The sequence below is a fragment of the Effusibacillus lacus genome (genome assembly GCF_002335525.1).
GTDB classification, from domain to species: Bacteria; Bacillota; Bacilli; order Tumebacillales; family Effusibacillaceae; genus Effusibacillus; species Effusibacillus lacus.
The window spans coordinates 72465-85045 of sequence record NZ_BDUF01000112.1 but is presented as its reverse complement, the minus strand read 5'-3'; the positions used below and the strand labels follow the sequence as shown (position 1 = coordinate 85045).

Genomic DNA, 12581 nt, shown 5'->3' with positions numbered 1-12581 from the left:
GAAAATGGCTTTCAAACTAAACAAAAATGAACGATTGTAGCCACTTCACCCCTTATTCAGACTCAGAATCATGTCTCTAATTCCGAGCTACTATGAATGGTTAAGAATCTATCGGATTTAATAGATCCTCAATTCCGATGATCGAAAAAATTTCCTGTATATCATCGCTCACGTTCGTATAGGAGGAAACAATATTTTGTTCCTCAAGTATGTTTGACAGCTTTAAGATGCATCCAATTCCCGTAGAATCGATGAAAGTAAGTTTTTCCAAATTAAAAACCACGCTTTTAATTTGGGACAAATCGATTTCGGACAGCAGTTTTTCAAAATTCTCAACTCCGCTGATATCCAAAGATCCATCAAATCGAATTTCCAGATTGTCTCCCTGATTGATTGTTGATATCAGAAACATTTCAATCCCACCCCAATTCGTTAAAAACCTACCAGTTCTCTTCAACAACAACTTTTCCATCCATCAATCGGGCTTGGACTCCCCACTTGTTGTCCGGGAACTTATATTCTGTATCCCCAATCTGGATGGAAGTTGCGGCCCAAACCTGATTCATCTTGATTTGACCTTTTTCGTTTAGAACCTTAATGAATACATTATTGTTGGTAAGCGACCCCGCCTCATGCGCCACTACTGCATCAGTTGCCTGAACATTTCCGTTTCGGATACGGCCATTTATTATAACCTTTCCTTTGGCATCCAGATTCGAGGCGTAACTGAACTTGTCAACATAAATATTCCCCTGCGCTGAGACCCGACTCCTTGTGAAACTCGTGGCCCTAATATTGGCTTTCTTGTGGCAATTGAGGATCAGCAGTTTTTTCAGGCTTCCCAGCTTTGTCTTACATTCGGTTATTTCAATTACGTTCGAGAAGGTGGATTCAAGTTTTACGAATGCATCATGCAATGTTTTAACGAGTGGCACCAGATGGTTTTTCAAGAGACTTACATCCTGTTTTACGATGCCATTCAATTCCTGAATTCGTAACGGCAGTTCCTGAAATTTGATTTTGACCAGGAGTTCCAGCAACGGTTTTAATCCCTGGTTAGCCAAATCCTTATCTGAAAACGACTTGTTGGCTTCCAGTTGTCTTAATGCAGTAATTATTCTTTCGAGCAACTCCTCAATAGAAGCAATTCCCTGCACTACACTTTTTGCAAATCGCACGTCAATTTCATTTGAAATCTTCGCTTCCACCACGGGACCGCATATTTTAATATCTCCTGCCGCCTGGATGTCCGCTTTTGAAACACTGCCTTTTATCAGAACATTTCCACCGGCTTGAATTTTGGTGCCAGCACCTACATCCCCGCAAATGACTACATCTCCCGCAAAAATAATGGATTCCCGTTCTTCGCGATCGAGGTTGCCGGTGTAGATATATTGAGGCAAGATGGAGAGTCCGAAAGTATTGTTCGAGTATTTTGTGATTTTAACCCGTCCCTCTGTCTTGGCTACTATTTTTCTTTCCGTTTCTAGCAGCGATACCTCCTCTTCAGCAATTACGGTGATCTCCGTTCCATCAGTTGTCGGCAAAATGTCTCCGAACACATTGCGCCCCTCTTTTCCCTTTGTAGCAGGGACAATATACCCGATGACCTCGCCGGCTTGTACTTTTGGCAAACTAAAGCATTCTTTCCAGTCCGGATCAAAATCTTGATCCCATTCATCAAGCATCCGCCGTTTCTGGTATAAAAATTCCAGAGTGCCATCATTTCCCGCTACAGGTTCCTTCCCTCTGGCCACAACGAATTCGGTTTCCTCCAATACCTTACAGGCCTGGTCAATAGATGAAAAGTCTATGCCAAAGGTAATTCCCTTCTTATTTAGCAGATCCATGATAGTTTCCGGTCTTACATTGTTCCTGGGACTGCTTTTTCTCTCGACTGTTTTCAGCACCAGTTCCGTGCTTGGCGGTTGATTGACGAGATTTCGTTGGATCAGGTACCCCGGTGAAATCTTTACTGTTGCTTTCATGTTATCTTCCGCAACAGATAAAGATATTTTTGTCTCAACCAAATCTGATTGTGACTCCACTACAATATGATCTTCCTCCCGGACTACAACCGTTCCAGATACCTCTCTTCCATTAACAAAAACCTGAACACCTTCACAAACGGTTATCAGGGGATAATGGTGTAACCCGTTCTTGCAATAAATCCTCCCATCTTCCACCCAAGCATATCCGTCAATGTCAGTTCGCTCATGATCCGATACCGTTCGCTCTCGTTCATTATTTGCTTCGTTGTCAGGCGTCATGTGCTGTTCGTCTAAAGAGATTTCAATCACTGCAGGCCGTTTGTAGAACCAACCTTTTGAACCACTGTCAACCACTATATAGTTAATTTTTTCAAGTTGAATACGGTAATGGTTTACTGCTTCCGCCAAAGCTTCTTGAACCGTTTTGGCCGTTATCCTAAGTTTTCGAATCCCCATGGAGTTCACCCCCATTATAGGTCTTTTTAATATTTTCCAAGTTATAAACAAATTGTAAAATCAGCTGCATTTCCTATTTTGTCAAATTTGGAGTAGGAAATTTTTCTTATTCTCTCATTTCTCTACTATTTGATCGGATTTTTTTATAGTACTGTACGATTAACCTATCCAGTTCCTGGCTTTTTTTCAAAAGTTGTTCCCGCAACAACTGAGGATTCATTTCAAACAGTTCCAGCAATTCCTTCTTTCCCTTGTTGATTTGTTGCATCAACTTATCAAGTTTTCGGTCCCTGATCATGCTCATCATCCCCAAAATGAGTTACTTCAGCAGTTTTGCAACTTACGAGAAGATTCTTTATTCTTGTTTACAAAATTATGACTAAAAAAAATGCTTGAAACATCCGTTGTGTTTCCTAACTTGTCCATACCCTGCATAGGAAATGATTCCATATCTTGCAGCAATAAAAAATCGCGCTTATTTAAGCGCGATTTTTTAAAATTTCCTGTTTTTGATATGTCTAAACTGGTATATTTTGGAGATTGCCTGTTGACGATCTGTAACCTGCATTTTTTGAAATATTTTCGTCAAATGATTCTTCACCGTATGTTCACTGATAAACAATTTTTTGGCAATCTCTCGATTAGCCAAGCCTTGAATAACGAATCGTAATACATCACACTCTCTTTCCGAAAACGGAATTACTTTTTTAATACGTTCAATGAGTAAGTATTCATCGTAGGTCTCATGTTCCGGTTCCTGATAGAGCAACAAATCTTCCTGAGCTGATTTTTCACGTACTATAAAGGCTTTGAACTGTTTGTACAAAACAGGATCGATCAAATCAAGTAAATTCATATTTTTTATTTGTTCCTCATTGGACAAATAATGGAAAACCAAAATCAATATCTGGATTTCCTTCATGATCGTAAGATCGTTTTCAGAAGTTGCTTTGTTTGAAGTCATGAAATGGGCAAATCCCTGCACAATCTTGGATATCCTGATATCTCCCACTTCTTCTTTAATAAATTCAGGTGAAAAAGGTACAAGCAGACATGCATTGCATATCAGACTCATCTCGGAATCGGACAAACCAATTGTCTTTGAAAACAGACGGGACAAGTTGCTTGCTTGCAAAGTCAATTCATATTTCTGCGGATCCGATTCAGAGATCGTTTTGTGAAGAATGCGAATCATGTCTTCTTTTGGCAGAAGATCTTCCATCATTTGAATCGCATGTATGATAAATCCTGAAATCATGCAGATAGAGGAGAGAAACTTCCTCTGCGAAGGTTCCATGGTCATTGTTTTTTCCGCAGCCAACACACCTTGTACCCGATTCTGAAAAACAATCGGGTACTCCTCTACATTCCCCAAATCAGTGTGTCGTTCATAATATTCCTCCGAAATATACATGATTTCAGAACGAGGCCGAATATATCTGTTTGCCACCTCATTACTGTAAACCTGAATCTTGTCGCCCGTTATCCCCTTGGCAACCGCTTCGATCCGATTCTCATTTTTGCTCTTGTTATAGATGATGCAGGAGAAAGCACTCCCTGTGATTTCCTGACAGAAACGGACCAGCAGCCGCAAACATTCTGTAAGGTTCTGAGAGTTCACCAGTTCTTTTCCCAAATCAAACAGGATCCTTGACATTCCTTGTTTATCTTTAAGAATTTTATAAGATGATTGATTGGCATACATGACTTCAAGGATAGCACCGAAGGTTTGAATCATTTGCAAATCATCAATATCCAAGCTCGTTCGTTGAGAACCTCCTCCAAACAGGAGAGCCACAACTTCTTTATCAATCTTTAAAGGATAACAGAACAATACTCTGGGAAACATATTTCGCTTTGCAAAAAACAAGCTTCTCGGGTCACTTGCAACATCGCTCCAAAATCCAAAACGTCCAGTGGCCGCTACATATCCCAAAAAGCCTTCCCCAATGAAAAAATCAACTCCAACCAAATCTTCTTGGTATTGGCCAATTAATCTTGAAACACAAAAAGTTTCTGAATCGGCTTTTGTTGCAATGCCTACAAAATCAATGGCTGAAATGCTTGTTAAAAGATCTAATTGTCCTTCCCATTCTGAATATGCGGCTCGAGTTTGATTCACAAACTTATTTACAATACTTAATCGTTTTTTTCTTGAAAATGCTTTCGTTTTAAGGCTTAGATATTGGGAAATTATTTCCGTCATATTTCGAATACGATTCAACAACTGCATTTGCTGTTCATGGGTAAAGTCTTTAATACCCGAAAGTACATCGATAGTTGTCTTCGAAAGATTAAAATTGGAGGATACATGTGCCAAGACCACATCACATGTATTACTTTCAATAAACACTCCTGCCCATACATAGCACAGAGTCTTATTGTTCAGTTTTACCGGGGCCAACACAATTTTGATACCCGGGTGCAGTTCACAAATGATAGGTTTTGCAATGGAAGGAAACATATCCAAAACTTGTTTGTAATGAATGGACAAAGAAGAGTTGGTTTCTTGCAGGAAGAGGCTTGTGCAAGGAGTCACATTCGAAGGCTGTGTAATGTATTCTCCCTTCAAGTCGGTAATAAAAATCGTCATATCGCATCCGAAGGCATAGGCTTCTTGCAAATCTTGTAGCAATTCTAGGCTGTTGTTCATCTGTATACCTCTTTTTAGACATAAAATTTCCTTTGCCCATGTATCGATATTCTTTTTGTGGACTCACTATATCATATATTGTAAAAGCTGGGATGGTCCTTTCGACCCATAGACCAACTCCGGCAGGACTTTTACCTGCTTATGTAATTGGACACCTCTATCAAGTTCTGATCCGGATCTACTGTCATTACAAAATGATCCAGTATCTCCCCGCATCTCTGAGATAAGTACGTAGACAGAGGGATCTGTCGAAGGTACGCCTGTGGAGATTGTGTAAGGCCGGCTCTCTTTGGAGAGAAGGCAACGGTTGTTGAAACAGGAAGCCCCCACTTCAAACCGTAAGGTGAAGTGGAGGGTAGTTCACGAATCCCCTTTGCCGTATAGGTCTCGAATGTAATGCCACTCTGCGGCAAGACCTTCCTTTAATTGAATCTTCGGGCTGTACCCCATTATCTTACGGGCATTTGAAATGTCGGCCCAAGTATGGAGGGGATCCCCCGGTTGCTTTGGCAAATGCTCGATTCTTACCTGCATTCCGGTAACCTCTTGCATGATGGCCAGGATTTCGTTGACGGAAGCCCTTTCCACACCGCCCACGTTGAATACATTCCCGTGCACACCCAGATTCATAGCCAACATGTTTGCTTCCACCGCGTCGGACACGAAAGTGAAATCCCGTGTTTGCTCCCCATTCCCGTAGAGAGGGATTGGCTGACCGTCGAGGATCGCCTTCAGGAACTTGTGAAAAGCCATATCCGGCCGCTGCCTGGGGCCATATACGGTAAAATACCTGAGTGAAGTGGTCGGAAGTCCATAATTGACATGGTACATACGCACCAATTGTTCACCCGCAAGCTTGCTGACACCGTAAGGTGATATTGGAAGCAAGGGGGCATCCTCATCGGTCGGACCGTCGGTTCCGCCGTATACGGAAGAGGAGGAAGCGTAGACAAACTTCTTGATTCCTGTATCCTTGCAGGCCTCCAATAACCGCTGAGTTGCCAGGATATTCAGATTGACGTATTCTCCGAAATCCTTTCCCCAACTCTTTCGTACACCCGCAATCGCCGCCTGGTGGAACACCACATCCGCGTCTTTCAGAATTTCCGGCAGATTCATCTGCAGCAGATCGCTTTGCCTAAACTGAAAGTTCGCATTCTTCATCGCTTCCGAAATGTTCCGGCGTTTCACCGCTTCCCATTCGGGAATCGTCAACATGTCAATTCCAACTACTTCATGGCCCTCCCGCAGCAGCCGATCGACCAAATTCGAACCGATAAAGCCGGCAGCACCTGTCACAACAATCTTCATCTTAACTCCTTCTTCCAACCGCGATGTAATGAATTCCCGCTGCCTTCATGTGCTCCGGTTCATAGTAATTCCTTCCGTCCAACAGGATCGGATGTCTCATGATAGGCACGGTTTCTTTCCAGTTGATCTTACCAAATTGTTCCCATTCCGTGCATAGAATTGCAGCGTCCGCTGCAGATAAAGTTTCTTCAATGGTACTGCAGACCGCTATTTTCGGTTCATCCGGCCAAGGAGTCTGGGTTGGCATCTGGATAGTCGGATCAAGAATACGAATCTCAATGCAATGCTCCAACAATTGTTCAACCATGCGAATTGCCGGCGATTCCCTTTGGTCATCCGTATCCGGTTTGAACGTTAAGCCCAACACAGCGATCGTCCACGGTTTTTTTGCATTCGCCAAAAGAACGTCGGTTAATTTGTTCAAATAGTATTCTGTCTGTGTCCGGTTAACAGCCTCCACCGCCTCAAGGATTTTCGGATCAATCCCCAATTCCTTCGCGGTATGGATTAGTGCCTTCACGTCCTTTGGAAAACAGGAGCCCCCATATCCGATCCCCGCCTTCAGAAATTGGGACCCGATCCGTGTATCCATCCCCATTCCGCGGGCAACTGTAGTCACATCCGCTCCGACCTGATCCGCAGTACGTGCAACTTCATTAATAAATGAAATCTTGGTGGCAAGAAAAGCGTTGGAAGCATACTTAATCAGCTCAGCCGTTTCCCAATCGGTCAGGATAAAACCGCTGTCAAGCGGTTTGTATATTTCCTGAAGAATGGCCATTGCCCGGCTGCTGTTTCCGCCCAAGACCGTTCGTTCCGGATGAAGCGTGTCATACAATGCGGAGCCTTCTCTTAAAAATTCCGGATTGGATACGACGTCAAACAACTCCGCAGTCCCTATTTTTTCAGCAAGGTATTCGGACAGCCACCTGTTGGTTCCTACCGGTACAGTGCTTTTAACAGCAATTACTTTATACTCGTTGATTGAACCCGCAATCGTGTCCGCTACCGTTTGCAGATAACGGAGATCCGCTCTGCCATCAGGCAGTGACGGGGTACCCACCGTAATAATAATCACCTGCCCGTCACGAATTGCTGCCTCAATGTTGGAGGTAAACTCCAATTGACCGCTACCGTGCATCTCACAGAGAAGTTTATCCAGCCCGGACTCCACAAACGGCAGGACTCCCCGCCTCAGTTTTTCTACTTTTCCCCTGTCAACATCCGCACTGATTACTTGGTGATGCATGGATGCGAGTACAATTGCCGTGGTTGTACCCACATAACCGGATCCAATGACGGTTATTTTCATGTTCTCATCCCTTCCACGGCTGGAGCCGATCCGTGTTGTTCTGTACCATGAACATGGCTGATTTGCCGAAATCAATCGCTACCCTTTTTTGTTCCCGGGCTAATTTTTCCGCAAGTATCACCGCATTCACACCCGCAGAAATCAGCACTATGTCACACTCAACGTTTTTCATCCGGCGTACAGTATCCTTGATTTGGTTATACTGGGAAAACGAAATCCGCTTTACAATCTTAATGTTAAATTCCGGATACTGCTTGTTGACCAAATCCGCAAAGGAATCGGCCCACTTTGAAATCAAGGCCACTTTGCGTCCACGCAGCATCTCCCAGAAACTCTTCTTTTCAACCAAATGACGATTGACCAGAGTGTGACATACCCTTTTGGGACGAATTCCATATGCTTTAAAGCATTTGTTGGTAAGCGGCCGTAGATATTTCTGCGGGGCTTTTAGTTCTCCATCATTGTAATCAGGGATTCCCACAAGATCCGCTCGCTTGATTGCTTCAATCATTCTGTCACGGGCTGTTGTGTTTGGCAGCCGAATCCCTTTCGTCTTGGTCGTCCTGGATCGTCTCCCCCATCGAGTTCGGATTACACGTTTGATGGGCATTACATGCTGCTGCGCCAACACAAGATTCTCTCCATCCCCGACCCGGACGAGACTGAACGGCTTTTTGGCACGGATTGCCTGATCAATGATCTCGATAACCTCTTCCGTTTTCAGCGTTTTGCCGAACGAAATTTTTTCCACTTCCCGTCCCCCTTAGAACTGTCCTGTTTTTCCGTCCCCGCAGTTTCACTTCCTTGCTCTGCGTGATTGGAACCCAACAGGTAAACTCCGTATAAAATCGGGTTTTGAAATGTACGCCGCCACATTTGAGGCTTTTTGGCGTCCCGAAATGTGATGCGCAAGTCCCTTCCGTTCGCTTCAATAAATTTAATCGTGCCATCCATAGTAACAGCCAGGTCCAAACCGAAATCGGCCATGAAGGGACCGATCGTCTCAAGCTGTTTGGCGATTTTCAATGCGGCCTCTTTCATATCCGCATAGATCTGATCGGCTTTTTGCTTTTCGAATGCGGTCGTTAATATCTCAGTAGCCGAGATTGCTTTCCCCCCGACAGCCAGATTCGTTGCGTGAGCACCCGGAACTCCCACCTTGCCTACGACCCCTGAAACGGTCCACTCGCCTGCGGCACCCTTCTGAACGGACACCCGAAAATCTACCGGTTGCTCAGAAATCTGCAGCAACGAGATCCCTTCCTGTATCAGATAGGGGCGCCTTCTGATGCTCTTCTGAAGTCCCCCAAATCCGTCCATCGGGATTTCAAAGTGCAGTGAACTTCCTTTATTGCTATGGGATACCTCAAGCTGGTCAGTCTCTTGCCGTAGCCGGATCACTCCCATCCCTAAACTTCCGTTGCAGGGCTTGAGGTACACGTTGTCATATTGCTGCAGCCAATGCGAGACCTGCTTTTGAGACCGGAATACCTCTGTTATCGGTAAATATTGCAGAGTATCCGGATTTTGGGAGAGCAGTCTGTGTACTTCCCACTTATCGAACCGGGTAAGCCCGTTGTATAGGATTGCGTGTTTCGGGAGCAGCCCCCGAATTTTTCGCAGATTGGCTTTCGACACAATCAGTCGATTGTGTATTACGGAAGGAATCGTGTATGTGTCAGCCTGATAGCTTTTTGTTGACGAATTCCAGGCGTATGCCCGTATCCGCCCTGTTTTCAAGGGCGATGGAGGAAGAGTGAAAAAGATCACGTTGACCCCGGCTCTCTTGGCCGTCCTGACATAAAACGGCAAATATTCAAAACCGTAGCTTTCTTGCAATGCCGCCTTTAATTGAGACTCATCCAACAGCACTCCCAGATCCGCCTTTTGCTCTTCCAATTTGCGTCCCCCTTCCCTGGAAATGGGATCCGGCTTGTGGTTACTAGTGTTTTCTGCGTTTTATTCCGTATTTTTTCTCGAGTTTTTTCAGTTTCTTATTACTCCAGCCATAGAGTTTCAGGGTGGATTTGATGATTTCCGGATGATAGGTCTTCACACTCAGGCTGCTGCGGTTATTACCGTGCAGCAAGTATTCGGACAACGGTTCTTGCAGGCAATCCCCCCGGTAGCGGGAAGCCAGACGCAGCCACATATCCCAGTCCTGGGAGTAGAGATATTTTTCATTGAACATTCCGACTTTTTGAAAACATTTTTTGTGAATCAAGACTGTTGAAGTTCGGATGGTGAAACGGCGAGTGAACAAGCAGTACTGCAGATGCTCCCTGCCTTTGCACTTTGTCGGCTTTCTCAGCTTGGTTCTTCTTCCCTCGGCGTCAACGTTGTAGTACCAGGTGTATAGAAACCGGCAGTCGGGATGGCGCTTGATATAGTCCATTTGTTTCTGCAGCTTGTCGGGCAGAAAGCGGTCGTCCGAATCGCAAAAGGCGATGTATTTCCCTTTTGCATGTCGTATCCCCGTATTTCGGGCTGCGGAAGGTCCTTGATTTTTCTGATGGATATAGCGTACCTTGTCGCCGTACTTTTTCACGAGTTCCCGGGTATTATCGGCAGAACCGTCATCCACAACAATAATTTCATAGTCTTTAAAGGTTTGAGCCAGGACGCTTTCAATCGCATGGATGACAAACGACCCTCTGTTATAGGTCGGTATGATAACGCTGACTTTCGGCACATCCTCACCTCCCGAAACGATTGACTATTTTTTCAAAAGAATGTCATAGATTTTTTCCAACTCCTCCACCTGCTTTGCTGAATTGAATTTTCGTTTCACTGTGTCCCGGCCTTTCTTGCCCATCTTTATCCACAGGTCGGGATTTCTTATCAGATCCAGAATCCTCTCTGCCAACTTTTTCGAGTCTTTTTCATCCACAAGAAAACCGGATTTTCCATCACGAACCAGCTCCGGTATTCCCGCATGCTTTGTGGAAATCACCGGCATTCCGGTGGCCATCGCTTCCTTAAGCACATTCGGGATGCCTTCCTGATTCCCGTGTTTGCCGGTTACACTCGCCAGCACAAAGATGTGTGCCTTGTGCATTTCTTTAACGACTTCTTTATGCGAAATTTCACCGAGAAATTTAACCTTCCCCTCGATTTTCAGTTCTTTCACCTGTTTCTTCAGCTTTTTGCGGAGCGGTCCGTCTCCCGCAATGTGGAGCCGGATATTCGGATATATTTTGTAAACACGGTGAAAAGCATTAATCAGATATTTCATTCCTTTTTTCTCTACCATTCGGCCAACACAAAGCAGTCTGATTTTGTTATTTTCAGGAATTTTTCGTTCTTTGAACTCGAATCGATCAACATCTATGCCGCTGTAATGCACGATAATTTTATTTTTGGGACAACCGTAATCCATCAGTATTTTTTTCATGTTGTTCGAAGTAACCGTGAATGCTTCCCCTTCTTGAAACAATTGCTGCAGCTTCCCTTTGTATTTCTTGTAGCTGACCTTGTTGGATGGGAGATCAAATCCGTGAAATGAGGTTAGCATCGGTACTCCCAACTTTTTTTTGAGATCAAGCAATTCAACCGCTGTCGTCCCAAACCGTGCATGAATCAGATCGATATTTCTCTTCTTCAGAACCTTTTCCAATTCATTCGATTTTTTAAACAGATAGATCGAATGAAAGGGAAAACGCTCCAGGTTCATGACCTTTTTCGTGCAAACGATCGGGGCTACCTTGCTGAGATTAATCAATTCCGAATAGATGAAAGTTTCACTTGACGGCAGATACCAGGACCGGATTACTGCTATCCTGCTCACAACACCCCTCCTTCCAAACCGATCGCCCGAGCTAACCTATACTATGTGACCGGGGATAAATGTTCTTGTACTGCTGTCTAACCCGATAGAAGTCTTTGCAGGTGCCCAGCTTTTTCATTTTCCAGTTTCACCGTTCGCATCATTTTGTCGGAAGATATCGATTTCCCCTTCTGCAAAGGATTCTTGGCAGTATCGTGGAACAAGTGCGGGAAGAAACAGTCGATGTACAAGATGCGCAGTTGATCAGAGGTTAAAGAATGGACAGATGTGTACCATGCAATTATCTTTTCGAGGAGCTTGGGTTCCCACTTTCCCCGTTCACTCATCTGCTTCAGGATTACCTTCCGCAGGTCCCGCAAAGGCAGATCATAGGTGACGCTGTCAAGATCTAGAACGACGACACCGTCTTGGGTCAGCAGTGCGTTGCCCTCTCCATAGTCTTGATGACATAAGCATTTCATTTTCTCGGAGCGGCTTAACCAAGCTCGGTAATCCGATGCTTTAAGCAACTTCAAAGCCTGTTCCCCTTGTCGAATCATTTGATCCGAGTATTTGCGATAAAGTTCCGCTGTCGGGGAGGAAATCTTCGATTTCTTCCATGCCTTCATTCTTTCCAGCATCGATCGATAGTGATCGGGCCATTTGCCCCATTTGGTAGATTCTTTGCAGTTAACGGCGGGAACAAACCCGATTGAATCCTTGTGAAAACGGGCTAAACCGTGGATCGCTTTTTTGAGATGATCCGACCTGTCAAGGTGCAGATCCCTTCCCTCTATCCACTGGTATAACACGTAAACATGACCGTCTATTTCCGTATAAAGTGCTCCTTGAGCGTTTCGAAAAATGCCGGGAACATTCGCTTTTTTTGCTGCCAGGTAAGAATGGGCCTGAATTGAAAAATGGACTTTCTCCAGCGGGCGACCCAATCTCTTCAAACAGAAGGTTCCTTTCGGCGATTTTATTTTCCAGACTGTTCTTTGCTCGCCTCCTTGAATGACCCGCACAGTCTCCGGTTTCAACTTGTAGGCGGCCAGTACCCTTTGATCCAATCTGTTTGACTGTTTGCCCATT

The 12581-nt window shown here is 44.5% G+C and carries 11 protein-coding genes; all 11 read right to left on the bottom strand.

Annotated features, from left to right (window positions below):
• Positions 1–100: 100 nt before the first annotated feature.
• On the bottom strand, positions 101–412 hold the full coding sequence (locus EFBL_RS19635) for an STAS domain-containing protein (RefSeq protein ID WP_165912615.1): 312 nt from the start codon (positions 410–412) through the stop codon (positions 101–103).
• Between the two features lie 28 nt (positions 413–440).
• The gene (locus EFBL_RS19630; RefSeq protein ID WP_165912616.1) at positions 441–2447 is read right to left on the bottom strand and encodes a FapA family protein; all 2007 of its coding nucleotides are present in this window, start codon (positions 2445–2447) and stop codon (positions 441–443) included.
• A 106-nt stretch (positions 2448–2553) separates the two neighbouring features.
• The gene (locus tag EFBL_RS22015; RefSeq protein WP_369690113.1) at positions 2554–2715 is read right to left on the bottom strand and encodes a Spo0E family sporulation regulatory protein-aspartic acid phosphatase; all 162 of its coding nucleotides are present in this window, start codon (positions 2713–2715) and stop codon (positions 2554–2556) included.
• Between the two features lie 225 nt (positions 2716–2940).
• A complete protein-coding gene (locus EFBL_RS19620; protein WP_096184354.1) occupies positions 2941–5100 on the bottom strand; it encodes a LuxR C-terminal-related transcriptional regulator in 2160 nt (719 codons plus the stop codon).
• 360 nt (positions 5101–5460) lie between these two features.
• A complete protein-coding gene (locus tag EFBL_RS19615; RefSeq protein ID WP_096184352.1) occupies positions 5461–6411 on the bottom strand; it encodes an NAD-dependent epimerase/dehydratase family protein in 951 nt (316 codons plus the stop codon).
• 1 nt (position 6412) lies between these two features.
• Positions 6413–7723: a UDP-glucose dehydrogenase family protein gene (locus EFBL_RS19610; RefSeq protein ID WP_096184350.1), complete on the bottom strand. Its 1311-nt coding sequence runs from the start codon at positions 7721–7723 to the stop codon at positions 6413–6415.
• Positions 7724–7727: 4 nt separating this feature from the next.
• Positions 7728–8474 (bottom strand): GT-D fold domain-containing protein, encoded by a 747-nt coding sequence (locus tag EFBL_RS19605; protein WP_096184348.1) that lies wholly within the window; start codon positions 8472–8474, stop codon positions 7728–7730.
• Positions 8444–9622, bottom strand: a complete 1179-nt coding sequence (locus EFBL_RS19600) for a YheC/YheD family endospore coat-associated protein (RefSeq protein WP_165912618.1) — start codon at positions 9620–9622, stop codon at positions 8444–8446. The genes EFBL_RS19605 and EFBL_RS19600 overlap by 31 nt, the downstream gene beginning before the upstream one ends.
• A gap of 43 nt (positions 9623–9665) precedes the next feature.
• The gene (locus EFBL_RS19595; RefSeq protein WP_165912619.1) at positions 9666–10415 is read right to left on the bottom strand and encodes a glycosyltransferase family 2 protein; all 750 of its coding nucleotides are present in this window, start codon (positions 10413–10415) and stop codon (positions 9666–9668) included.
• Positions 10416–10439: 24 nt separating this feature from the next.
• Positions 10440–11510, bottom strand: coding sequence for a glycosyltransferase (locus EFBL_RS19590; protein ID WP_096184342.1), 1071 nt, complete (start codon positions 11508–11510; stop codon positions 10440–10442).
• 77 nt (positions 11511–11587) lie between these two features.
• Complete coding sequence (locus tag EFBL_RS19585; RefSeq protein WP_096184340.1) at positions 11588–12580, bottom strand: CotS family spore coat protein; 993 nt, start codon at positions 12578–12580, stop codon at positions 11588–11590.
• Between the last annotated feature and the right edge of the window lies 1 nt (position 12581).

Coding starts and splice junctions, on each gene's coding strand:
- EFBL_RS19635 (WP_165912615.1), bottom strand. CDS start 412: ATGTTTCTGATATCAACAATCAATCAGGGAGACAATCTGGAAATTCGA.
- EFBL_RS19630 (WP_165912616.1), bottom strand. CDS start 2,447: ATGGGGATTCGAAAACTTAGGATAACGGCCAAAACGGTTCAAGAAGCT.
- EFBL_RS22015 (WP_369690113.1), bottom strand. CDS start 2,715: ATGCAACAAATCAACAAGGGAAAGAAGGAATTGCTGGAACTGTTTGAA.
- EFBL_RS19620 (WP_096184354.1), bottom strand. CDS start 5,100: ATGAACAACAGCCTAGAATTGCTACAAGATTTGCAAGAAGCCTATGCC.
- EFBL_RS19615 (WP_096184352.1), bottom strand. CDS start 6,411: ATGAAGATTGTTGTGACAGGTGCTGCCGGCTTTATCGGTTCGAATTTG.
- EFBL_RS19610 (WP_096184350.1), bottom strand. CDS start 7,723: ATGAAAATAACCGTCATTGGATCCGGTTATGTGGGTACAACCACGGCA.
- EFBL_RS19585 (WP_096184340.1), bottom strand. CDS start 12,580: ATGGGCAAACAGTCAAACAGATTGGATCAAAGGGTACTGGCCGCCTAC.